Origin of the sequence: Brevundimonas sp. C43, assembly GCF_030732185.1 — a bacterium.
Classification (GTDB): Bacteria; Pseudomonadota; Alphaproteobacteria; order Caulobacterales; family Caulobacteraceae; genus Brevundimonas; species Brevundimonas diminuta_C.
On sequence record NZ_CP132231.1, the window covers coordinates 2,483,698 to 2,507,056 of the forward strand.

Annotated in this window: 23 protein-coding genes; 17 read left to right on the forward strand and 6 right to left on the reverse strand. The window is 65.6% G+C overall.

The window, feature by feature from the left end:
- Window positions 1-161 precede the first annotated feature (161 nt).
- Together Q9R14_RS12555 and Q9R14_RS12560 are read left to right on the forward strand one after the other, a co-directional pair.
- Window positions 162-1,493 carry a trypsin-like peptidase domain-containing protein gene (locus Q9R14_RS12555; RefSeq protein ID WP_306002594.1) on the forward strand — a complete coding sequence of 444 codons (1,332 nt, stop codon included), beginning with the start codon at window positions 162-164 and terminating at the stop codon, window positions 1,491-1,493.
- A gap of 320 nt (window positions 1,494-1,813) precedes the next feature.
- Window positions 1,814-2,149, forward strand: a complete 336-nt coding sequence (locus Q9R14_RS12560; protein ID WP_306002595.1) for a DUF2794 domain-containing protein — start codon at window positions 1,814-1,816, stop codon at window positions 2,147-2,149.
- 53 nt (window positions 2,150-2,202) lie between these two features.
- On the opposite strand, the gene Q9R14_RS12565 is transcribed toward Q9R14_RS12560, so the two are convergent.
- Entirely contained in the window at window positions 2,203-2,952 is a 750-nt protein-coding gene (locus Q9R14_RS12565; RefSeq protein ID WP_055754260.1) for a Bax inhibitor-1/YccA family protein, read from the reverse strand.
- Window positions 2,953-3,082: 130 nt separating this feature from the next.
- On the opposite strand from Q9R14_RS12565, the gene thpR reads away from it, so the two are divergent.
- Genes thpR through mmcB form a run of 4 tightly spaced genes read left to right on the forward strand, consistent with a single transcriptional unit; the run spans window position 3,083 to window position 5,274 of the window.
- Window positions 3,083-3,622, forward strand: a complete 540-nt coding sequence (gene thpR / locus Q9R14_RS12570) for an RNA 2',3'-cyclic phosphodiesterase (protein ID WP_306002596.1) — start codon at window positions 3,083-3,085, stop codon at window positions 3,620-3,622.
- A complete protein-coding gene (locus tag Q9R14_RS12575) occupies window positions 3,619-4,203 on the forward strand; it encodes a GNAT family N-acetyltransferase (protein ID WP_306002597.1) in 585 nt (194 codons plus the stop codon). The genes thpR and Q9R14_RS12575 overlap by 4 nt, the downstream gene beginning before the upstream one ends.
- A 57-nt stretch (window positions 4,204-4,260) precedes the next feature.
- Window positions 4,261-4,785: a lipocalin family protein gene (locus Q9R14_RS12580; protein WP_306002598.1), complete on the forward strand. Its 525-nt coding sequence runs from the start codon at window positions 4,261-4,263 to the stop codon at window positions 4,783-4,785.
- A 45-nt stretch (window positions 4,786-4,830) separates the two neighbouring features.
- On the forward strand, window positions 4,831-5,274 hold the full coding sequence (gene mmcB, locus Q9R14_RS12585; RefSeq protein WP_271042297.1) for a DNA repair putative endonuclease MmcB: 444 nt from the start codon (window positions 4,831-4,833) through the stop codon (window positions 5,272-5,274).
- On the opposite strand, the gene Q9R14_RS12590 is transcribed toward mmcB, so the two are convergent.
- Window positions 5,271-6,053, reverse strand: coding sequence for a C40 family peptidase (locus Q9R14_RS12590; RefSeq protein ID WP_295234172.1), 783 nt, complete (start codon window positions 6,051-6,053; stop codon window positions 5,271-5,273). The two genes, mmcB and Q9R14_RS12590, sit on opposite strands and share 4 nt — an antisense overlap.
- 179 nt (window positions 6,054-6,232) lie before the next feature.
- Here Q9R14_RS12590 and Q9R14_RS12595 point away from each other — a divergent pair, with 179 nt between their 5' ends.
- Window positions 6,233-6,706: a hypothetical protein gene (locus tag Q9R14_RS12595; protein WP_295234170.1), complete on the forward strand. Its 474-nt coding sequence runs from the start codon at window positions 6,233-6,235 to the stop codon at window positions 6,704-6,706.
- Here Q9R14_RS12595 and Q9R14_RS12600 read toward each other — a convergent pair whose 3' ends face one another.
- Window positions 6,707-8,092 carry a leucyl aminopeptidase family protein gene (locus Q9R14_RS12600; RefSeq protein WP_306002599.1) on the reverse strand — a complete coding sequence of 462 codons (1,386 nt, stop codon included), beginning with the start codon at window positions 8,090-8,092 and terminating at the stop codon, window positions 6,707-6,709. It lies immediately after the preceding gene.
- Between the two features lie 86 nt (window positions 8,093-8,178).
- On the opposite strand from Q9R14_RS12600, the gene Q9R14_RS12605 reads away from it, so the two are divergent.
- The 6 genes from Q9R14_RS12605 to Q9R14_RS12630 all read left to right on the forward strand — a co-directional run bounded on the left by Q9R14_RS12605 (window position 8,179) and on the right by Q9R14_RS12630 (window position 13,959).
- Complete coding sequence (locus tag Q9R14_RS12605) at window positions 8,179-9,015, forward strand: tetratricopeptide repeat protein (RefSeq protein ID WP_306002600.1); 837 nt, start codon at window positions 8,179-8,181, stop codon at window positions 9,013-9,015.
- A 42-nt stretch (window positions 9,016-9,057) separates the two neighbouring features.
- Complete coding sequence (locus Q9R14_RS12610; protein WP_306002601.1) at window positions 9,058-9,717, forward strand: HAD-IA family hydrolase; 660 nt, start codon at window positions 9,058-9,060, stop codon at window positions 9,715-9,717.
- A 57-nt stretch (window positions 9,718-9,774) separates the two neighbouring features.
- Window positions 9,775-10,230: an iron-sulfur cluster assembly scaffold protein gene (locus Q9R14_RS12615; protein ID WP_306004150.1), complete on the forward strand. Its 456-nt coding sequence runs from the start codon at window positions 9,775-9,777 to the stop codon at window positions 10,228-10,230.
- A gap of 79 nt (window positions 10,231-10,309) precedes the next feature.
- A complete protein-coding gene (gene yidD, locus Q9R14_RS12620) occupies window positions 10,310-10,540 on the forward strand; it encodes a membrane protein insertion efficiency factor YidD (protein ID WP_185225054.1) in 231 nt (76 codons plus the stop codon).
- Between the two features lie 3 nt (window positions 10,541-10,543).
- The gene (thrS, locus tag Q9R14_RS12625; RefSeq protein WP_306002602.1) at window positions 10,544-12,472 is read left to right on the forward strand and encodes a threonine--tRNA ligase; all 1,929 of its coding nucleotides are present in this window, start codon (window positions 10,544-10,546) and stop codon (window positions 12,470-12,472) included.
- A gap of 149 nt (window positions 12,473-12,621) precedes the next feature.
- Window positions 12,622-13,959: a HAMP domain-containing sensor histidine kinase gene (locus tag Q9R14_RS12630; RefSeq protein ID WP_306002603.1), complete on the forward strand. Its 1,338-nt coding sequence runs from the start codon at window positions 12,622-12,624 to the stop codon at window positions 13,957-13,959.
- Here Q9R14_RS12630 and dapD read toward each other — a convergent pair whose 3' ends face one another.
- The 3 genes from dapD to argB are packed head-to-tail and all read right to left on the reverse strand — an operon-like array spanning window position 13,960 to window position 16,426.
- A complete protein-coding gene (gene dapD, locus Q9R14_RS12635) occupies window positions 13,960-14,829 on the reverse strand; it encodes a 2,3,4,5-tetrahydropyridine-2,6-dicarboxylate N-succinyltransferase (protein WP_306002604.1) in 870 nt (289 codons plus the stop codon). It lies immediately after the preceding gene.
- Window positions 14,826-15,500: a pyrimidine 5'-nucleotidase gene (locus Q9R14_RS12640; RefSeq protein WP_306002605.1), complete on the reverse strand. Its 675-nt coding sequence runs from the start codon at window positions 15,498-15,500 to the stop codon at window positions 14,826-14,828. Before Q9R14_RS12640 ends, dapD begins: the two co-directional genes overlap by 4 nt.
- Window positions 15,497-16,426 carry an acetylglutamate kinase gene (gene argB / locus Q9R14_RS12645; protein WP_045810017.1) on the reverse strand — a complete coding sequence of 310 codons (930 nt, stop codon included), beginning with the start codon at window positions 16,424-16,426 and terminating at the stop codon, window positions 15,497-15,499. The genes Q9R14_RS12640 and argB overlap by 4 nt, the downstream gene beginning before the upstream one ends.
- Window positions 16,427-16,561: 135 nt before the next feature.
- On the opposite strand from argB, the gene Q9R14_RS12650 reads away from it, so the two are divergent.
- From Q9R14_RS12650 to Q9R14_RS12665, 4 genes are all read left to right on the forward strand, one after another.
- Window positions 16,562-17,326, forward strand: a complete 765-nt coding sequence (locus Q9R14_RS12650; protein ID WP_306002606.1) for a methyltransferase domain-containing protein — start codon at window positions 16,562-16,564, stop codon at window positions 17,324-17,326.
- A gap of 84 nt (window positions 17,327-17,410) precedes the next feature.
- Window positions 17,411-17,560: a hypothetical protein gene (locus Q9R14_RS12655; protein WP_306002607.1), complete on the forward strand. Its 150-nt coding sequence runs from the start codon at window positions 17,411-17,413 to the stop codon at window positions 17,558-17,560.
- 53 nt (window positions 17,561-17,613) lie between these two features.
- The gene (locus Q9R14_RS12660; RefSeq protein ID WP_039247628.1) at window positions 17,614-18,627 is read left to right on the forward strand and encodes an IS110 family transposase; all 1,014 of its coding nucleotides are present in this window, start codon (window positions 17,614-17,616) and stop codon (window positions 18,625-18,627) included.
- Between the two features lie 351 nt (window positions 18,628-18,978).
- A complete protein-coding gene (locus tag Q9R14_RS12665) occupies window positions 18,979-23,322 on the forward strand; it encodes a M10 family metallopeptidase C-terminal domain-containing protein (protein ID WP_306002608.1) in 4,344 nt (1,447 codons plus the stop codon).
- Window positions 23,323-23,359 lie beyond the last annotated feature (37 nt).

Consider the following 23,359-nt stretch of genomic DNA (forward strand, 5'->3'; position numbering starts at 1 on the left):
TTCCCTGCTTCGTCGCCTCATGGTCACGCCGGACGGCCGACGACGCAACCCCCATCGCGATCTGTTCATTGGACGTGACCGACACGCGCCCCGCTCGCTTCAGACCCATCGTCAGAAACGAAAACTCGGTCTAGGGTCGGCGTTCGATCAAGGAAATGCCCATGCCGATCCGCCTTTCGCCCGCCTCTTCCATGGCCGTCGCCCTGGCCCTGCTGGCCTCAGCGACGCCGGTGCTGGCGCAATCGGGCACGGCAGGCCTGCCCTACGACGCCCGGCGCGGCGTCTTCAGCTTCTCGTCGGGGCTGGAAGGCTCGCTTCCAGCGGTCGTTCAGGTCACGACCCTGGGCCAGTCGCGTGGTCCCAGTTCGGACGCGGCCGACCCCAAACCCTACGCCTCCGGCTCCGGCGTCATCGTCGATGCGGCCGAGGGGCTGGTGATCACCAACAATCACGTCGTCGAGGGCGGGCGTAAGTTCACCGTCGATCTGACGGACGGCCGCCTGTTCGACGCCGTGCTGGTCGGGGCGGACAAGGCGACCGACATCGCCGTGCTGCGCATCACGCCCGACGGTCGGCCGCTGAACCTGAAACAGGTCCAGACGGTGGATTCCGACACCCTGCGCACCGGCGACCTGGCCTTCGCGGTCGGCTATCCGCTGGGTCTGGACCAGACCCTGACCATGGGCGTCATCTCTGGCCTGAACCGCTCAGGGCTAGGCGACGCGGTCGAGGACTATATCCAGACCGACGCGGCCGTGAACTCGGGCAACTCCGGCGGACCGTTGCTGGACAGCCGGGGCCGGCTGATCGGCATCAACACCTCGATTCTGTCGGGCGGTCTGGGCGGCGGCAACGACGGCATCGCCTTCGCCGTGCCGACGCGGATCATGCTCTACGTCGCCGACCAGTTGAAGAAGAACGGCGAGGTCAAGCGCGGCGCGACCGGCGCCATCTTCGGCTCGCTGAACGCCGAACGCGCGCGCGACCTGCATCTGGGCATCGTGCGCGGGGCCGTCGTCGCCGATGTCGCGCCGGGATCGCCGGCCGAACGCGCGGGCTTACGCCACAACGACGTCATCACCCGGATCCAGGGCCGTCCCGTCGCCAACGCCGGCTCGGTCAACGCCACCATAGGCATCGCCGCGCCGGGCTCGGACCTCAGCGTTTCCTATCTGCGCGGCGGGCGCGAGGCGACCACGTTGCTGGCGGTCGAAACACCCGCTGATCAGCCCGTGGTCGTCGGCGCCCAGTCGGTGCTGGCCTATGGGGCGACGCTGCGAGATCAGGACGGCGGCGCCCAGGTCACGGCCGTCTCGGCCGGCTCGCCCGCCGCCCAGGCCGAGCTGACGGCCGGCGATGTGATCACCGCCATCGCCGGCGCGCCCGTCGCCGACGCTCGCGCGGCCGCGACCGCGCTACAGAGCGCCTCAGGATCGGTCGAGGCGACCGTGCTCAGAAATGGCGAGACCCTGGACCTGACCCTATCGCTCTAAGCGGGGTCAGACGCCGACGTGGCGCTGTCTGGCGGGCTCCAGACGGCGAAACGCCCGCCTTGCCAGGGAGGGGGAGGGGAAAGGCAGGGCGGGCGCTCGCTTGGAGGAAGCATCGGCCGCCGGAGCCCGTAAACTGGAAACATCCAGGGGGGCTGGGGGGGCTGTTCAGGATCCGGGACGCTTCCGAACTCCGACGAGCCGATGATCGATATTTCGTTGCGCATACGGGCGGGCGAAGGACCGAAACGGGGCCATTTCGTGTCTGCGTCGATTTCCTGGCCGCCTCTGGCGTTGCGCCTCCAGCGGCCTAAGTTGAACCTATGAGCCTGACCCCTCACGACACGACGCCGGCGCCCGGCCCCGTCTTCTTCGAACGCCGCGAACTGGACCCGATTCTCAGGGTCTATGGTCGCATGGTCGCCCAGGGCGAATGGCGCGACTACGCCATGGTTGGGCACAAGGACTTCGCCGAGTTCGCCGTCTTTCGCCGCAGCGGCGATGCCCCGCTTTATCGCATTGAAAAGCGACCGGCCCTCCAGACCCGCCAGGGCCAGTGGGCCGTCATCGGCGAAGGCGGCCAGATCCTGAAACGCGGCCGCGACCTGGCCCAGGTGCTGCGCGTCTTCGACAGCCGCCGGTTTCAGGTGGTGGAGTAGAAACAAAAAGGGCCCCGCGAGGGGCCCTTTCCGTATCCGTCTTTCGACAGACCTTAGTTCCGGTTGCCGCCCATGAAGGCCAGCAGGAATTGGAACAGGTTCACGAAGTTGATGAACAGGCTCAGAGCGCCGAAGCCGGTCGCCACGCCCATCGCGTTCTGGTCGCCGCCCAAGGCGTAGTAGGTCATCTTCAGACGCTGGGTGTCGTAGGCGATCAGGCCCGAAAAGATCAGCACGCCCAGGCCCGAGATGATCAGGTAGAAGGTCCCGGACTGCAGGAACATGTTCACGATCGAGGCGATGATCAGGCCGATCACGCCCATGATCAGGAAGGTGCCCATGCCGGTCAGGTCCTTCTTCGTCGTATAGCCCACCAGGCTAAGACCGCCGAAAGCCGCGGCCGTCACCAGGAAGGTGGTGGCCAGCGAACCGCCCGTGTAGCGCAGGAACAGGATGCCCAGGCCCGCGCCGATCGTGGCGACCACGGCCCAATAGAGCATGTTCACGCCCTTGGCCGTCGGGTTCTTCATGAAGAACATCGAGCCGAACAGCATCACCAGGGGCGAAAACTGGACGATCATGCCCAGGATCGTCAGGCCGATCCGGCCGTCCGCCGTCTGGACGAACAGCAACTGCTGCACCGCCGGAACATTGCCGGTGACATAGGCCAGGGCGCCGGCGACCACGAGGCCCAGGGCCAGCTTGTTGTAGACGCCCAGCATGAAGCTGCGCAGGCCGGCGTCGACCGACATGTCGGCCGTCTGCGGCAGAGGACGGGCGTAACCGTTGTTGAAATCGCTCATGGCGACGAACTTTCTCCGATTGGCCGGAGAGGCTTCTCCGGTCACAGGCTTTGAATATCGTGAGCCGAGGCCCGCGCTGCAAGGAAAACCGGACTTGGAGGCTTGTGTTCCGGCCGCTACTTTCGGTCGCATGCTTCGTCTGTTCACCGCCCTGACCCTGCCGCCCGACGTCGCAGAGACGCTGAAACGACGACAATCGGGCCTGCCCGGCGCGAGGTGGCGGCCGCTGGACGCCCTGCACGTCACGCTCGCCTTCTATGGCGAGACCGACGAACGCCGCGCCGACGACCTGGCGTCGGGGCTGACGCGCGTGACGGGCGGTCCGTTCGAAATCGCGCTGAAGGGCGTCGGCTGTTTTGGCGACGACCACCGCAGCCATACGCTGTGGGCCGGGGTCGAAACGCCGAATGAGCGCCTGTCGGTTCTCGCCGGGCGCTGCAAGGCCGCCGGAGAACGGGCCGGGATCGGCATGGAGGCGCGCACCTACAAACCGCATGTGACCCTGGCCTATCTGAAGACCCAAACCAATCCCGACAGGCTCGGCGCCTGGGTGTCGGGGCATAATCTGCTGCATTCGCCGCCGATCCGCATTGATCGCTTCGGCCTGTATTCCAGCGTTTTGACCGACAGCGGCAGCCATTACGAACTGGAGCGGGAGTATCTGCTGTGAGCACTGCCGCCTACGCCCTGCCGCCCCATGTCGCTCTGGGGCCGACGCTGGAGACCGAGCGGCTGATCCTGCGTCCACCGGCGGTTGAGGACTTTCCGCGCTGGGCTGAGTTCATGGCCGATCCCGAGACCGCCCGCTTCATCGGCGGGGTCCAGCCCGCACCTCAGGTCTGGCGCCTGATCTGCACCGTCGCGGGCATGTGGGCCCTGACTGGAGAGGGCATGTTCTCCATCCTGGAAAAGGAGACCGGCCAGTGGATCGGCCGCATCGGCCCGCTACATCCCTATGGCTGGCCCGGCCGCGAGGTGGGCTGGAGCCTGCATCGCGACGCCACCGGCAAGGGTTATGCGGTTGAAGCGGCCGCAGCCACGATGGACTACGCCTTCGACGTGCTGGGGTGGGACGACGTGATCCACTGCATCGCGCCCGAGAACCTGCCTTCGGCGGCGGTCGCGACGCGGCTGGGATCGCGCAATCGCGGGCCGGGCCTCCTGCCCGAACCGCTCCAAGACATCGCCATCGATCTTTGGGGCCAGACCCGCGACGAATGGGCGGTCAATCGGACGCGCCTGAAGGGCTGATCACAACCGAACGCGTCGGCGCGTCGTATCCATTCCAAACCGAACGAGGATACGCCCATGTTTCGCGCCAACCTGATCGCCGCCGCAGTCACCCTCGCCGCCCTGCCGTCAATGGCTCTCGCCCAGGCGTCGAACGTCGATCTGAACCGCTTCGACGGCCGGTGGTTCGAGATCGAGCGCAATCACAATAACGTCCAGAAGGACTGCAGCCGGGCGCAGATCGACTTCACGCCGCGGGGCGCCGCCGACCGCTACGCCATCACCGTCACCTGCGTCCGGCGCGCCGATGGCAAGGTCGAGACGCTGCGCGCCAACGCCCGCGTCACCGACACCACGACCAATGCGAAGTTCCGATTCAGCCTGACCGGCCTGCTCAGCTTCGGCGGTCTGGCGGGCCAGAACTACTGGGTCTACGACCATGCCCCGGACTACAGCTGGGCCATCATGGGTCTGCCGGACAAATCGAACTGGTGGATCTGGCACCGCAACCAGAATGCGACGCAGGCTGAGCGCGACCGCATTCTGAGCCGTGTCCGCGCCCTGGGCTTCAGCACCAGCCGCCTGGTCCACACCGGCCTCTAAGGCGCCGCTTGCGATAGGAACGTAGGCGGAACATAAGCTGTCGGCATGTCCGCCGTCGCCCATCTCGAACTCGTCTTCAGCCGTCCCGAGACCACCCTTTCGGTCACGCGCGGCGCGGCGCGGCTGATGATGGATATGGGCTATGCGCCGCTCTTGGAAGTCTGCCTGCCCAACGGTCGCCGCGCCGATGTCATGGCGATCGGACGCAAGGGCGACATCATCATCTGCGAGGTCAAGTCGGGCGTCGAGGATTATCGCGTCGACCGCAAATGGCACGAGTACGGACCGTTCTGCGACGCCTTCTTCTTCGCCGTCGCGCCCGAGTTTCCGCAGGACATCCTGCCCGACGAACCGGGCCTGATCGTCGCAGACGGTTTCGGCGGCGCGGTCGTGCGAGACGCGCCGGTGGTCAGCTTGGCGCCCGCCCGGCGCAAGGCGTTGACGCTGGCCTTCGCCCGGCTGGGCGCGATGCGGACCTTAAGGGACTAGAGCCGGCGGAAGACGGCGGTCGCGAAACCCTCGGCGATCAGACGCGCCTCGACCTCGGCCAGGGTCTCGATCACGACGCCCTTGCCGCCTGTCGCGTGGATGATGCGTTCACCATCCAGCATCAGCGCCGAATGACCCGTCCAGTCCTGATCGTCGTTCGGCGCCAGCCAGACGACGATGTCGCCGCGCTTTAGATCCGACGGAGACGCCGCTCGACCCAACCGGGCCTGCGCGTCCGACCGGCGGGGACCGGGCAGGCCGCATGCCAGAAGGGCCTGCTGCACCAGGCCGGAACAGTCGGTGGAGATCGAAGACCGCGCGCCAAGTTCATGCGGCCGCCCGAGCAACCGCTCGGCCACCGCGACCAGATCCGCCTCGAATACGCCGATCGGCTTCAGATCAGCCTCAGACACTTCCGTCGCCTCGACCACCAGAGCGTTCAGCGGCAGGGCGGCATCCACGCCGGCGATCCAGTGCGTCGCCAACGGCGCGCCGGCCGACAGACTGTCCAGGACGACCCAGCCGACGACGCCGTCGCGACGCGCCCGGCCCCAGGCCCGGCCATTCGCCCGATCCAGAACGTCGAAAATCTCGCCATGCAGCAGCTGGTCGATCCGACCGTCAACGTCCGACAAAATGTCCGCCACGGCGACCCGACAATGCATGGCCTCAGTCGCTCGATAGGCGTCTGCGCGCACCAGTCCTTCCAGCGCCTGTTCGGCGAGGTCAGGGCGAACGAGGCGGTCGCCGGGCGGGAGAAGGTCGAGGACGTCGGTCAACGTGAACTCGCATTGCTGAACCCACAGCCTTATCCCCCGATGGCTTAGGGGCCGTTAACGCGAGACGCTTTTGCGAAAGAAAATCAACAGAACCGCGTTCTTGATGACGCGACGCCGTCTTGAAGCGTCACCTTGGGCGCCCATTTCGGCTTGAGTCGGCGTCGCGCCGGGAGGTCCCTATGCTGCTGCTGAGCGTTCTGATCATTCTTGGCCTGACCCTCGCTGACGAAGGCGTCGTCGGCACGGCCCTCAAACAATGGCTCGTCGAGACGCCTGCGCGATTCCTGGCGGGCCTGTCACGCGGTCGAACATTGGGGTTGGGCCTCGTCGCTCTGGTGGGCCTCGCGGCCGTCATGCTGTTCGAGACGGAAGGCGTCCGCCTGTTCTCGATGGCCGCGCCGGACATGGTGGCCTGGGTTCTGATATTCGACGTGACCGTCCTCTTCGACATCGTCGTTCTGGCGGTCAGCTTACGCGCGGTCGCCGGCTGGCGAGGCCTGATCCGGGGCCGCGACCTGATGCAAGGGCTGGCTCGGAGACTGGTCGGCCGGATCAGAGGCATGCGGTCGCGGGCCCGACGCGTGAGTGGGCCTCGACCACCGAAATCTCCGTCGGCCGATCCCGAACCCAGGCCCGCCTACGCCTTCGCTTAACTACGTCGCGTAGCGGGCCTTCAGCATGGCGTAGCAGGCTCTCAGCGCCTGGGCCTCGCCGCCTTCCGGATAGCCGGGGCGGGCGCGGGGGTTCCAGGCGAAGATGTCCATGTGCGCCCAGGCCCCCGTGGTCGGGGCGAACTTTTGCAGGAACAGGGCGGCCGTCACCGAGCCGGCCTGGGCCCAGCCGGCCGGGTCGTTCCGCAGGTCCGCGATCTCGGCGTCCAGCGCGCCGCGATAGCCGGGCCACAGCGGCATTCGCCACAGGGGATCGCGCACCTGACCCGCTGCGGCCAGCAGCCCGGCGGCCAGGGCTTCGTCGTCCGTGTAAACCGGCGGCAGCTCGGGCCCCAGGGCGATCCGCGCGGCGCCGGTCAGGGTGGCGAAGTCCAGGGTCAGGTCGGGTTGGTGCTCGGCCGCCCGTGTCAGAGCGTCGGCCAGGATCAGCCGGCCTTCTGCGTCGGTGTTGCCGATCTCGATGGTCAGACCCTTACGGCTGTGCAGGATGTCGCCGGGTCGGAAGGCGTCGGCCGACACGGCGTTCTCGACCGCCGCGACGATGACCACCAACCGCACCGGCAGGTCGGCCTGCATCACCAGACGCCCGAGAGCCAGGGCATGGGCCGAGCCGCCCATGTCCTTCTTCATGTTCCGCATGCCGGCGGCGGGTTTCAGGTCCAGCCCGCCGGTGTCGAACACCACCCCTTTGCCGACCAGGGCGACCAGCGGCAGGTCGGTCCGATCCAGCTTCCAGCCGATCTCGATCAGGCGCGGCGCCCGGTGCGGGGCGGCGGCGCGCCCCACGGCGTGGACGGCCGGATAGTTGTCTTCCAGCAGGGCGTCGCCGGTCGTGACGGTGATCTCGGCGCCCGCGCTCTCTGCGATCTCGCGGGCGATGGTCTCGATCTGCAAAGGCCCCATGTCGGCCGCGGGCGTATCGACCATTTCGCGCGCGAGGGCGCAGGCGGCGGCGATGCGCGAGACCTCGGCGACATCCACACCGTCTGGCGCAACCAGCCGCACAGGCGTCCGGTCCGGCCGGGCCTTATAGCGGTCGAAGACATAGCTCCCCAGCAGGAAGGCCAGGGTCGCCAGTTCCGCGTCCTGCGCTGCGACCTCAAGCCGATACAGGCCGCCCGGCAACCGCACCGACAAGCCCCGCACGCTCATCGGGTCGAAGGTCGCGCCCCCACCGACAACCACCTGGCGGATCTCGCCGTCCGCGTCCGGCACGACCAACAGCTGGCCCGGCTTGCCGTCGAACCCGTGCAGGACGCCCCAGCGGCGGGTCGCACCCTCCAGCACGTCGCCCGCCTGAACGAAGCGGATCGGGATGGCGCCGTCGCCGTCTTGGGCGGAAACCAGCAGGGGGTGCGAGACGGACATGGGGCTCTCGAAACGAAGTTAACCATCGGTTGACGCGAACCGGCGATTCTAGGGGCGAGACCTCTAGGACCGTCTGGACCTGACCCATGTCGCGCATGCCCGCCCTTCTCGCAACCGTCGCCCTGATCGCCCTGTCCGGCACGCCGACGCTGGCGGCTGATCCGACGGCGGCGACTGCGGCCCAGGCTCGCGCGCCGTCGTCCGCTGCGGTGCGCGCCACCTATGACCGGATGGACGCCCTGTCGCGCTCGGTCTTCTGGGCCTCGGAGCAGCAGGCCGATCCGACCGACGCCGTGGCGGGCGTGAAGCTGGCCCAGGCCCTGCGTGAGCTGGGTCGATATGATCAGGCGGCCGAGGCCGCCCAGGCGACCCTGACCGTCCAGCCGAACAATCTGGACGCCCTGCTGGAGCTGGGCCGCGCCCACATCGCGCGCGGCCAGGCCTTCTATGGGGTGGCCCCGCTGGAGAAGGCGCGCGATCAGGCCCCGCGCGACTGGCGAGCCTATTCCCTGCTGGGCGTCGCCTATGAACAGGTCAGCCGCTTCGACGACGCCCGCTTCGCCTGGAACCAGGCCCTGGCCCTGTCGCCCGACAACCCGGATGTCCTGACCAACGCCGCCACCGCCGCCCTGACCCAGGGCGATGCGCCGGGCGCGGAGACCCTGCTGCGCCGCGCCGTCGCCCAGCCGACCGCCTCGGCCAAGGTGCGCCAGAACCTGGCCATGGTGCTGGGCCTTCAGGGCAAGATGGGCGAGGCCGAACAGATCCTGCGACGCGAACTGCCGCCCGAACAGGCCGAACAGAACCTGCGCTGGCTGCGCGCGCGCGGCGCGGCCGGCGCCGCGCCGTCCAGCGGCGGCGCAGCTGCGGACTCGCCGACGACCGACACGGCCCGCACCTGGAATTCGCTGCAAGGCGGCTGATCCGCCCGTTGCGGTCTGACCGCCCGCATGGTGGATGAGGCCATGACCGCCCCACCCGCGTCTCGCGCCTATCAGGCCTTCCTGTTCGACATGGACGGCACCCTGATCACCTCGACCCTGGCCGCCGAGCGCGTATGGACCCGCTGGGCCGCGCGCCACGGGCTGGATGTCGCCGCCTTCGTTCCCACCATCCACGGCGTGCGCGCCATCGACACCATTCGTCGTCAGAACCTGCCCGATATCAACCTGGACGCCGAGGTCGCCTGGGTCGAACGCGGCGAGATCGAGGACGTGGACGGCGTCGCCCCCATCCCCGGCGCCGTCGATTTCGTCAAACGCCTGCCGCCCGACCGCTGGGCCGTGGTCACCTCCGCTTCACTCCCCCTCGCGCGCGCCCGGCTGAGGGCCGCAGGCGTGACCCCGCCCGCCGTGATGATCACCGCCGAGGACGTCGAACGCGGCAAGCCCGACCCCGCCGGCTATCTGAAGGCCGCCGCGACGCTGGGCTTCGACATCGGCGACTGCCTGGTGTTCGAGGACGCCGAGGCCGGCATCAAGGCGGGCGAAGCGGCCGGCGCCGATGTGCTGGTCGTCACCGCCGCCTGGACCCATCCGCTAGAGACGGATCATCCCACTCTGGCGGACTATGCGGATGCGAGTTTGGAAGTCCGATCCGAGGGGCGTCTCGTCCTGACGCTTTAAATCCTCCCCCATTACGCTGCGCTTCACGGAGGAGGATTGAGCGCCTATCTTCGCTCCATGATCGACGACCTTTACAGCGCGCGCATCCTGTCGCTGGCGGCGAACCTGCCGCATGCGGGGCGTCTGCCAACTCCTCAGGGCACCGGGGAACGGGTGGCGAAACTGTGCGGGTCGCGCGCGACGGTCGATGTGACGCTGGACGACCAGGCCCGCATCGCCGACTTCGCCCAGGACGTCAAAGCCTGCGCCCTCGGCCAGGCCGCCGCCGGTGTGCTGGGGCAGTCTGTGATCGGGGCGTCGGTCGATGATCTCAAGGACGCCCGCGACGCCATGATCGCCATGCTGAAATCCGGCGGCGACGGCCCGGTCGACCGGTTTGAGGATCTGCGCCTGCTGAAACAGGTCGCCGACTACCCCGCCCGCCACGCCTCCACCCTCGTCTCCATCGAAGCGACGCTGGAGGCGGTGAACAAGGCCTTGGCCGCCCGAACTCGTCTCGCCGGCGCGGCCTGACGGGCACGACCGGTTGATCCCCCTGCGATGACAGGGGATAAGCGCGGCGAACCTCTCAAGCCCCCGGCGAAGGGACGTGATGTCTCTCTATGAACGCAGCGTGCGCGCGGCCCATCGGGGCTACAAGCTGACGCTGTCTCCCCTGATCGGCCAGCAATGCCGGTTCCTGCCGACCTGTTCGGATTATGGGCGCGACGCCCTGATCCAACACGGCCCGGTAAAGGGGGGGTGGCTCACCGTGCGCCGCCTCTGTAAATGCCATCCCTTCGGGGGATCGGGATACGACCCGGTCCCGCCAGTTAAAGACTGACACATGATCGACCTGAAATTCCCCGACGGCGCGGTGCGCCAATACCCGGCTGGTTCAACGGCGCGCGACGTCGCGACCTCGATCTCGCCGTCGCTGGCCAAGAAGGCCGTGCTGGCCGAACTGAACGGCGAGCAACGCGACATGGGCCGGGTGCTGGAGACGGGCGGCGACTTTCGCCTGATCATGCGCGAGGACCCCGCCGCCCTCTATACGATCCGCCACGACACGGCCCACGTCCTGGCCGAGGCGGTCCAGACCCTGTTCCCCGGCACCCAGGTCACGATCGGGCCGGCGATCGAGGACGGCTTCTACTATGACTTTTACCGCGAAGAGCCCTTCTCGACCGACGACTTCGCCGCCATCGAAAAGGAGATGGGCCGGATCGTGGATCGCGACGCCAAGTTCGAGCGCGAGGTCTGGGAACGGGACGAGGCCATTCAATTCTTTGAGGCGCGGGGCGAGAAGTTCAAGGCCGAGCTGATCCGCGACCTGCCCGGGACCGAGACCATCACTCTGTACAAACAGGGCGACTGGATCGACCTGTGCCGGGGCCCGCACTTCCCCTCGACGCGCCACGTCGGCAAGGCGTTCAAACTGACCAAGCTGGCCGGCGCCTATTGGCGGGGCGATTCCAAGCGCGAGCAGTTGCAACGCATCTACGGCACCGCCTGGGCCACCAAGGAGGATCTGGACGCCCATCTGCAGCGTCTGGAAGAGGCCGAGAAGCGCGACCACCGCAAGGTCGGCAAGGCGATGGAGCTCTTCCATATGCAGGAAGAAGGCCGGGGCATGGTCTTCTGGCACCCTAAGGGCTGGGTCCTGTGGCGCGTTCTGGAAGCCTATATGCGCCGCCGCCTGGACGCCGCCGGATACGTCGAGGTCAAGACGCCCCAGGTGCTGGACCGCAAATTCTGGGAACAGAGCGGCCACTGGGACAAGTATCGCCCCAATATGTTCGTCTGCGAGACGGTTGAGGGCGAGGAACTGAGCCTGAAGCCGATGAACTGCCCGGGTCACGTTCAGATCTTCGACCAGGGCCAGCGGTCTTACCGAGAACTGCCGCTGCGCATGGCCGAGTTCGGCGCCTGCCATCGCTATGAGCCGTCCGGATCGCTGCACGGCCTGATGCGGGTGCGCGGCTTCACCCAGGACGACGCCCATATCTTCTGCCGCGAGGACCAGATCGTCGAGGAGACGGCCGAGTTCATCAAACTGGCCCGCAGCGTCCATGCCGACCTCGGCATGGAGACCGCCTACATCAGCCTGGGCACCCGCCCCGAAAACCGCGCCGGCACGGACGAATTCTGGGACAAGGCCGAGACCCTGATGGCCGAGGCCGCCCGTGCTGCTGGGACCGAGCCGGTCGTCACCGAGGGCGACGGCGCCTTCTACGCGCCCAAGCTGGATTTCATCGTCAAGGACGCCATCGGCCGCGAGTGGACCTGCGGCACGATCCAACTGGACTATGTCCTGCCGGAACGCCTGAACGCCACCTACATCGCCGAGGACGGCCAGAAGCACCGCCCGGTCATGCTGCACCGGGCGATCCTGGGTTCGTTCGAGCGGTTCATCGGCATCATGATCGAGAACTACGCCGGCGCCTTCCCGCTGTGGCTGGCCCCGACCCAGGCCGTTGTGGCCACCATCACCTCCGACGCCGACGACTACGCCCGCGAAGTGATGGCCAAGTTCAAGGCCGCCGGCCTGCGCACCGAGATCGATCTGCGCAACGAAAAGGTCGGCTACAAGGTGCGTGAACACTCGGTCGGCAAGGTCCCGGTCATCGCCGTGGTTGGCAGGAAGGAAGCCGAAGACGGCATGGTCGCCATCCGCCGCCTCGGCTCCCAGGCCCAGACGTTGGTCACGGTCGAGGAGGCCATTCGCCTCCTGACCGACGAAGCGACCCCGCCGGATCTAAAGCGCGCCGGTTGATGGATTGGAGGCGGCTCTCGGCCGCCTCCTCATCCGCCGTAGAATGTCGCCAATGCGCGGTCTCGGCCACGACGAGCTCAAAGCTGAGCGTTCATCGTATCTTAGGTGAAGACGCGCCACCTTGGGTCATTGCTCGACGAGATCCGAAGATGACGACGTTCAAGACCCATCCTGGCCGTTCCCTTCTGCAACATCTGATTGCCGACGGTCATATGCGGTATCTGATCATCGCCAGTTGGGCGGTTGCCTTATTTACCGCCACCGATTTGGCGACCGCAGCGTTGTGGTTTGCAGCCGCGACCGCGTCGGGACTGCTGCGGACGTTCGCCGAACGTGTTCTGGTGATCCGGGATGAGCGACTGCACGGCCGGATCAAGCTGGCGGCCGCCACTATTTCCTGCATCGCCTGGTCTGCGGCGCCGCTGCTCGCCTTCCTCTACGGTGGCGCCTATGGCGTGCCGCTGGGCGTGGCTCTTCTCATGGCCGGTTATGTGTTGGTCTTCACCCAGATGCGCGCCGCCCCCCGTGAGGCTCTGATCGCATCGGCGCCCTATTCGGTGGTTGTGGTCCTGCTACTGGCCAAACTGTGGGGCACGCCCGGCTTTTGGGTAGTGCTCAGCATGGTCCCGGTCCTGGCGCTGGCCTTGGTGATCAAGGTGGCGATCACCCAGATGAAGGATAGCGATCTGGAGACCGTAAACCGGCGCCAGGCCGAGTTAATCGCAGAACTCGAAATCGCCCGCGACAGCGCGACCGCCGCCAGCGCGGCCAAGTCCAACTTCCTGGGCGTCATTTCGCATGAGCTGCGGACGCCGATGAACGGGGTTCTGGGCGCCGCACAACTGTTGCAGATGTCCGAGCTCAGCGACCGCCAGAAGGAGTTCGTGGGGGTCATCCGCTACTCCGGCGAAGGGCTCATGGTGCTGCTGAACGACATCCTCGACATCACCAAGATCGAGTCCGGCAAGATGGAGTTGGACTTCGTCGATGTCGAAGCCGAGACTCTCGCCGCTCGGCTGACGGGCCCGTTCAAGGCGCAGGCCGAGGCGCGCGGACTGACCTTCACGACCGACATCCGCGGCCCGCTGCCGCCGCTTCTCAGAATGGACCCGCTGCGCCTGGCCCAGGTGACGCATAACCTGCTGGCCAACGCCATCAAGTTCACGCCCCATGGGGAGGTTCGCCTGATTATCGACAGCGAGCCGGCAGGCGACGGTCGCACGACCTTACGACTTGGTGTGGTCGATTCCGGCATCGGCATCGCCGCCGACGATCTGACGCGCCTGTTCCAGCCCTTCTCTCAGGTGGACGGGTCGTCCACCCGCAAGTTCGGCGGCACCGGCCTGGGGCTCAGCATCTGCCAGCGTCTGGCCGCCCTGATGGACGGCGAGATCACGGTGACGTCGACCCCCGGCAAGGGTTCGACCTTCACCCTGCACGCGACGTTCGACACGCCTCAGATCGAGGCTGTTCGCGTCGCCGCCTGATCAGTCGCGCAGCAACTCGTTGACGCCGGTCTTGGCCCGGGTCTGCGCGTCCACACGCTTGACGATGACGGCGCAATACAGCGACGGCCCGCCATTGGGATCCGGCAGCGACCCCGGCACGACCACCGAATAGGCCGGCACCTCGCCCCGGAACACTTCGCCGGTCGCCCGGTCCACGATCTTGGTCGAGCCCGACAGATAGACGCCCATGGCCAGGACCGCGCCCTCGCGCACAATCACGCCCTCGGCGACCTCGGCGCGGGCGCCGATGAAACACCCGTCCTCGATGATGGTCGGATTGGCCTGCAGCGGCTCCAGCACGCCGCCGATGCCCGCGCCGCCCGACAGATGCACGTTTTTGCCGATCTGGGCGCAAGAGCCGACCGTGGCCCAGGCGTCCACCATCGAGCCCTCATCGACGAAGGCGCCGATGTTCACGAAAGACGGCATCAGCACCACGTTCTTGGCGATATGCGCGCCGTGACGGACGATGGCGCCGGGCACCGAGCGGAAGCCGGCCGACTGATAGTCCGATGCGGTCCAGTCGCCGAACTTGTTGGGCACCTTGTCCCAGAAGGGGCCGACGGCGACGGGATGATCCGCCGACAGCGGCATCACGGACGCCGCGCCCGCCCGCATGATCTGGTTGTCGTTCAGACGGAAGGACAGCAGCACCGCCTTCTTCAGCCACTGATGCGTGATCCAGACGCCATCCGCGCCGCGCGAGGCGACGCGCGCCTGCCCGGAATCCAGCAAGGCCGAGGCGGTTTCAACGGCGTCGCGCACCTCGCCATGCGTGGCGGCGGACACCTCGGCGCGCTGTTCCCAGGCGGCCTCGACGACGGATTCGAGATGCGACAGATCGGTCATGCGGCGTCCTTGAAGTTCAGATCGGAGAGGAATTCGAAAAGGTCCAGGGCCACATGATCGATGTGCGGCCCGATCGGCTTGCCGTGGCCATCGCCGATCAGGATCGTTGCCATGCCCAGCGCCTTCGCCGGCTCCAGGTTCTTGGGCGTGTCCTCGAAGAAGGCGGATCGGTGCGGATCGATGCCGAACTGCTCCAGCATCCGGCGGAAGGTTGCGGGATTGGGCTTGGGCATCAGATCCCCATCCTCGATGGCGAAGACGCCTTCGAAACAGTCGGCGACGCCGATCCGGTCCAGCACACGGTGGGCGTATTCACGCGCGCCGTTGGTGAAGACATAGCAACGACCGGGCAGCGCCTTCAGCCGTTCCGCCAGACGCGGATTGGGTTCGACCCCGTCCAGCGGCACGTCGTGCACCTCGCGCAGGAATCGTTCGGTATCGACCGCATAGTTGGCCATCAGTCCGGCTAAGGTCGTGCCGTGCTCGTCCAGAAACTGGCGCTGCATCGCGGCTGCAGCCTCGGGCTCCAGCCCGACGGCCTCGACCACAAAGGCGTTGATGCGCGCCTGGACCAGCCGCATCAGACCCTGCTCGCGTGGATACAGGGTGTCGTCCATGTCGAACACCCAGGCGCGCACATGCCCAAGGGATGTGGAATGGGGGTCGATCAAGACGCCTTCACCAGGGTGCCGGCGCCGAACTCGGTGAACAACTCGACCAGCATGGCGTGCGGCCGACGCCCGTCCAGTATCACCACCGCCTCAACGCCCGCGCGAACGGCGGCCATGGCGGTCTCCAGCTTGGGGATCATGCCGCCGGTGGCGACGCCGGTGTCGATCAGGTTTTGCGCCTCTTCCAGCGTCATCTGGCGGATGATGTCGCCGTCGGCGCCCTTGACCCCCGGCACGTCGGTCAGCAGCAGCATCCGCTTGGCGTTCAGCGAACCCGCGACCGCGCCCGCCACCGTGTCGGCGTTGACGTTGTAGGTCTGGCCATCCTCAGCCACGCCGATCGGGGCGATGACCGGGACCCAGTCTTCGGTCTCGGACGCGATCAGGCCGGCGATCAGCTTGGGATCCACCTTGGTCGGCTCGCCGACATAGCCCAGATCGACCTCATGCTCGATCATGCTGTCGGGGTCGCGCTTGGTCCGGCGCGTCTTCTCGACGGTCAACAGGCCGGCGTCCTTGCCCGACAATCCGACGCCGCGCACGTCCGCCTCCTTGCCGGCCATGGTGATCCAGTGCGCGATCTCCTTATTCACGGCGCCCGACAGTACCATCTCGGCGACTTCCATCGTCGCCGGATCGGTGACCCGCAGCCCGTCGACGAAGCTGGATTTCACCCCCGCCTTATCCAACATGGCGCTGATCTGAGGCCCGCCGCCGTGCACGACGACCGGGTTCACGCCCATCAGCTTCAACAGCACCACATCGGCGGCGAACTGACGCGCCACAGCGCTCTCGCCCATGGCGTGACCGCCGTATTTGATGACCACGGTCTCGCGGTCATACACCTGAATATACGGCAAGGCCTCGGCGAGCGTCTTCGCCGTCTCCCAGCTGCGTTCTTCCGACTGGCGTTCTGTTTCGTTCATCACGCGCGCGAGATAGCGGGCGTTACGAGTGGTGTCACGCAGGAAGCGTGATACTGAGCCAGGATCGGCATTGGGAGTTGTGGCCGACTGCCGCACTTCCTGAGCGCGAGAACGCAGTTAGTATGAGGTATTTTGATGAGCAGCGATCGCCTCGCCATACTCGAACGCTACGTCGTGGCCAGCAAACACGCCGCACTCGACATATACTATCGCAGCCTTGGAACCCGAGTTCTGCGTTGTATTGTCTGCGACACCGCCGACAGCACTGACAGGATGCGCACATCGCGCACAGTCTGCCGGTTCGGAGGAGGAGAGCTCGTTCGTCATCACTGCCGCACATGTGGCGCTCTGTTCGGACCGGAGAAGATGCTGGTCATGAGCGAGGCAGAACTCTCCTCCGAATACGAAATCCTCTACGCTTCCTATCAGGAAGGCGACACCGTCGAGGATACGGCCCGGACTTTCTATGCAATCGAGCCTGTTCGCGGCGACGTGTACCTGGATTGGGGCTGCGGCTGGTGGTCATCATCGCTGGCGCAACTTCGATCGGAGGGCTGGAACGTCTGGGGTTACGAGCCAACCCCTGGCGGCTCCTCCGAGTTCATTCTCAACGATCTAGGCCACGTCGCGCCGGGCCTTTCAGGCATCTATTCGAACAACACCATAGAACATTTCATCCATCCCGTGGATGAATTCAGGAAGATGAGAGCGCTGCTGCAGCCTGGTGCGCGGATGTCCCATTCGTCACCTTGCTATGAGGAACGTTATCTCGACACCCGCTTTCACACCGTCTTTTATCTTGAAAACAGCATCGACATCGTCGCCGAGCGGGCCGGATTCCGTATTCTCGCGAAGGAGCGAGATCGCGAATACATCAATACCGTATTCGAAGCCGTTTAGCGCGCTGATCTCTTAGCTGCGGCTGAGCTTGCCAACCCGCGCGGGCAAGGTAGGGTGGTGCTCCAAACCACGATAGGATGCCAGATGATGCCTGCCACCCTGACCAGCCGCGTTTTCAACATCACGTCCTCGAACCTCGACGGACAGTCAGACTGGGCGTTTGCGTCATCGGCGGGCGGCGGTGTTTCGGCCTTTGCTGTCTGTGACGTGATGGTGTGGACGACCTCCGCCTAACCGGCTGTTCTGGCGGTGTCGTCATCAGGGACGTCACGTCTAGGAGCGGTATCATGCAGACCATCGCTGTCGTCGGGCTCGATCTGGCGAAGACTGTTTTCCAGGTTCACGGTGTAGCCGCAGACGGCACGGTTGTCGTGAGACGGCAACTGCGGCGCGGCCAGGTGCTGGCCTTCTTCCAGTCGATCGGGCCATGCCTGATCGGGATCGAGGCGTGCGCCTCAGCCCACCACTGGGCGCGTGAGCTGATGGCGATTGGGCACGAGGTGCGGCTCATGCCGCCAGCTTACGTGAAGGCCTATGTGAAGCGAGGCAAGACCGACGCGGCCGACGCCGAGGCGATCGCCGAGGCCGTCACCCGGCCGACCATGCGGTTCGTGGCTGTGAAGTCGAAGGTCCAACAGGCGGTGTTGATGCTCCACAAGACCCGGGATCTCCTGGTTCGCCAGAGAACGATGCTGATCAATGCGCTGCGGGGTCACCTCGGGGAGTACGGCCTCACCGCGCCTCAAGGCCCCGCCGGGGTGCAGGCCGCTCTGAAGGCTTTGCGGGAAGAGGATCAGGACCTGCCGGATCTGGCGCGAGCCGCCCTTGGCGGATTGGCGGAACAGCTCGAACACCTCGGCGAAGAGATCGGCCGACTGGAGCGTCGGATTCTCGATTGGCATCGGCAGGACGAGACGAGCCGGCGGCTAGCGACCATCCCGGGCATCGGCCCGATCACCGCCAGCGCCATGGCGGCCAGCGCGCCAGATCCAAGTCTCTTCCGGTCGGGCCGCCAGTTCGCAGCCTGGCTGGGGCTCACGCCGCGTGCCAACAGCAGTGGAGGCAAGGATCGCCAGGGTGGCATCAGCAAGATGGGCGACAGCTACCTTCGACGTCTTCTCGTCGTCGGGGCGACAGCCGTCCTCCGAATGGCCCGGCAGCAAAGACGCGAGGGCTGGGTTGGCAATCTCCTCGAACGCAAGAAGCCGAAGGTCGCTGCCGTGGCCTTGGCCAACAAGACGGCCCGCATCGCCTGGACCCTGATGGCGCGACAGGAGGACTACAAGCCCACGGCGGCCTAGAGATCGGCCCGGTCTTCACCCAGGACCGGCGCCGTAGGCGAAGGAGTGGTGAGACGTGATGACGAACCGGCCGCAGCCGGGGATCGGTGAAACCCAGGGGGTCAGAGCGCCTTGAGCGCGTTGACGTGATTAGGGAGCCGGTCCGCGGACTTCATCAGGGCCAGCAGCGCACACAGCTGCATCAACAGGCCGAACACATGACTGCACTCGACCGAGCGCCAACGTCGTTTCCACTCTTGCGTCTTGGAGGTCGTCCACACATGACGTCCCTGATGACGACACCGCCAGAACAGCCGGTTAGGCGGAGGTCGTCCACACCATCACGTCATCTGCGGATGCTGCGGCCGTTTGGTGTCCGACAGCGTCAGTGACGGGCATCAGGGCGCGATCGTCAATATCGACAGTCGCGGCGGATCAGGCCCGAACGGCAAGCCGTCGCTTTCAACAACGGACGCGGGACTTCAGATTACGCGCGGCAATCAGTCGTGGATTTCTGGCGGCCAGCCACTCGGCACTGCGGCGACCGTAACGTTCGCTTTCAGAGCCAGCGCGACCACAATGCCAAGCGACACGGCGGGATTCAGCCAGTTCACCGCCGTGCAGATCGCCGCGACGCTGTTGGCGCTGCGATCGTGGTCGGATGTCGCCAATATCGTGTTCCAACAAGTCGATGACGGATCTGGTTACTCCAACAACGCCTCAATCCTGTTTGGGAATTATTCCAGCGGACAGAATGGCGCCGCCGCTTTCGCCTACGGACCCGGCACGGTCTCATCGACGTCAAACTCCGGCGATGTCTGGGTCAACTCGACGCTAAGCTATAATGCTGCGCCCTTGATGCTGGGATATGGCCAGCAGGTTCTAACCCACGAAATCGGCCACGCGCTGGGTCTTCGCCATCCGGCGGATTACAATGCAAGCGAAGGCGTTTCTATCACCTACAGCAACGACGCGACTTACTTCGAAGATTCGCGCCAATATACACTAATGAGTTATTTCTCGGAGACAAACACCGGAGCATCGTTCCTTGGTAGTTATTCGTCCGCACCTCTTCTAGACGACATCTCCGCAATTCAGCGCCTCTACGGCGCCAACATGGCGACTCGCACCGGCGATACAGTCTACGGCTTCAACTCCAACACCGGCGCGGCCTGGTACGGGCCCGGCAGTCAGGATCGAATGATCTTCGCCGTATGGGACGCAGGCGGCGTCGATACGCTTGATTTCTCCGGCTATGCCGGACCCCAGACCATCGATCTTCGACAAGGGCACTTTTCGAGTGTTGTCGGCCTGACAGGCAACGTCTCGATAGCCTTGGGCGCGGTGATCGAAAACGCGATAGGCGGCACGGGCGCCGACACGATATACGGCAATGCGGTCGACAACGTCATCACCGGGAACGGCGGGTCTGACACCATCGACGGCGGACTGGGGACGGACACCGTCGTGTTCTCGGGCGCCCGCAACACCTATCAAATTAACTGGGACGGCCAAGTCGGCACGATTACCGGAAATGGATGGACGTCCACCGTCCGCAATGTCGAGTTCCTGAGATTCTCGGATCAGACCGTCACCCTGACACCCAATGGTCCGCTGACCGTCACCGGTGACGTGACCGACAACCGGATCGACGGCACGAACTTCGCGGACAGCCTGGGCGGCGCGGGCGGCAACGACGTGTTGAACGGCTTCGGCGGCGCCGACTATCTGAACGGCGGATCCGGCAACGACACGCTGGACGGCGGGGATGGCGACGACACGCTGATCGGCGGGACGGGCGACGACACACTGACCGGCGGTGCGGGCTGGGACGTCGCGGATTACACGACGACCTCGTCGGGCTTGAACGCAAACCTCGCGACCGGCGTCGTCACCAGCGGGTTTGATACCGATCGGCTGTCTGGCGTGGAACAGGTGAACGGCACGACGGCGAACGACATCATTCGCGGCGACGCCGGGGCGAACATCATTCGCGGTGGGGGCGGCGCGGACCGCCTTTACGGCGGCGATGGCGACGATCAGCTGTTCGCCGGCGGCGGCGGCGTGAGCGACGCCTCCGACATCTTCAAGGCGCGTTCGCTCGTCAACTCGGGCACTGGCTCTGCGGTCAATCTGGACGACGGCTTCGATCTTGTCACACGCGAAGGCGTGCCCGACAACGTCATGCCGCACGCGACAGTTCTGGCTCAGACCCATGGCGGACTGGAATATTACAGTGTGACGTTGGCCGCCGGAGCAATCCTGCGTGTCGACATCGACAACGCGTCGTTTGACTCGACGGTGCGCATCTTCGACGCCAACGGAACCGAGATCGCCCAGAACGATGACACGCCGGCCTCGAATTCCGAGGGCTCGTCCCAGGATTCATACATCAACATCACCGTACAGACGGCTGGCATCTACTATATCCAGGTCGGACAGTTTGCGAACGGGACAGGCGTGGGTGGTTTCGCGACGTCCAGCCCGCCATCCGGTAATCAATACACGATGCACGTCTCCGTCAGCAGCCACAGCTATGCCAGCGGCGTCGCGACCGGAAGCGTGCTCGATGGCGGCGAGGGCGCGGACATTCTGAACGGCAACTCCGCAAACGACACCCTCTTGGGGGGCAATGGAGACGATCGTCTGTATGGCGGTGGCGGAAACGATACGCTTGACGGTGGAGCAGGCGTGGATACCGCCGTCTATGTCGGCGCGCGCTCGACATACACGATCTCCACGACCAACGGCGTCACAACGGTAACGGGGCCGGACGGCGAGGATCGCGTGACCAACGTCGAGCGATTGCAGTTCGACGACATGACGATTTCGCTGAACGACCCGGGCGTCAACCTCTCCGGCACGGCGGCCGCCGACACGCTCACGGGCTCCGCGTCGGACGATATCCTGTCCGGCCTGGGCGGAAACGACATGCTGAACGGGCTGGACGGCAACGACATCCTGTTTGGCGGCGCGGGAGCCGATCAACTCAACGGCGGCAACGGCATCGATACCGCCTGGTACGAAAACACCGCCGGCGGAGTTCTGGTCGTCGATCTTCTGAACACGTCGCAGAACACGGGCGAAGCGGTAGGAGACACCTACAATTCCATCGAACGGGTCGTTGGCTCGACGGGCGACGACATCATTCGCGGCACCGCCGGCACTGATTATTTCGTCGGACGCGAAGGCAACGACGTCTTCCTGGGCCGTGGCGGCGGTGATCTGTTCGACGGCGGCGCGGGCGTAGACACCGTCTGGTACGATCAGCAAGCTGTCGTTGATCTCGTGTTGTCATCGACAAACAGCGGCGCTGCGGCAGGGGATCGCTACACATCGATTGAACGGGTTGTGGGGTCCAACGCCGACGATGTCATGCGTGGCACCGGCAACACCGACTACTTCGTTGGACGTGACGGCAATGACATCTTCGAAGGCCGCGGCGGCGGCGACTGGTTCGACGGCGGCGAAGGAATCGACACTGTCTGGTACAACACCCAGGCGACGGTCGATTTGCTGGACTCAACCACAAACAGCGGCGCGGCCGCTGGCGACCATTATCAATCGATTGAGCGCATATACGGCTCCGAAGTGGGCAATGACATCATGAGAGGAACCGCCGCCACGGAGTACTTCCTCGGTAGAGCCGGTCACGACATCTTCCAGGGTCGCGGTGGAGGCGACTGGTTCGATGGCGACATAGGCATAGATACCGTCTGGTACGATACGGCCGCGACGGTCGATCTGGCCGGCCTGACTCAAAACGGCGGGGCGGCGACCGGAGATCGCTATGTCTCCATCGAGCGCGTCGTCGGGTCCAATGACGTCGACATCATCCGCGGTACGGACAACGCCGACTATATGCTGGGCCGTGGCGGCGACGACATCTTCCTCGGGCGTGGCGGCGCCGACACCTTCGACGGCGGCGATGGCGTGGATACGGTCTGGTATGATCAGGGTGTGACCGGCGGAACGCTGCTGATCGACCTGATCAGTTCTGGGAGAAACACAGGTGAAGCCGCCGGCGACACCTATGTTTCGATCGAGCGCGTCGTCTCGTCCAACAGCGCTGACTATGTGCTGGGTTCACAGAGCCGCGACTTCATTCTCGCTCGAGATGGTGACGATGTTGTCGAAGGACGTGGAGGCGACGACGTCATCGACGCCGGAGCGGGATCAGACCGGATCGCCGGCGGCCTAGGCGCCGATTTGCTCACCGGCGGAGGGGGTCGTGACGCCTTCGTCTATTTCGCTGCCGCAGAAGGCGGCGATGTCATCACCGACTTCCAATCGGGCGAAGACGTGCTGGAGTTCCGTGGGTTTGGCCTGACGGGCAACGACTGGTTCGTGAACGGCCTGACGGCGACCGGAAACGGGCCCCAGATCCTTTGGGATGCGGCCACAGGACGTGTGCTCTGGGATCCGGACGGCGCGGGCGCAGGAGGTGCGGCTCTGATCGCCACCCTTCAGGCTGGAGCCTCTCTGAAAGCCAGCGACATCATGCGGATCGATCCGGCCTCTTCGATGTCAAGCAAGATGATTTTGAACGAGGACGCACAGACCTTGCCGGGATCGACCGACTTCGACGCGGTTAAGAGCCATGACATGTTCACGTTGCCTGTGGAGTGGATGGTCTCGCCGATCGAGCTCGATCCGTCGCCTGCGTTGTCACATCGTGTGTGGATGCCTGTCGCTGATCATGACTGGATGATGTAAAGGCCGTTTCCCGTCGCAGTTCGCGGCGGCGAAGCAG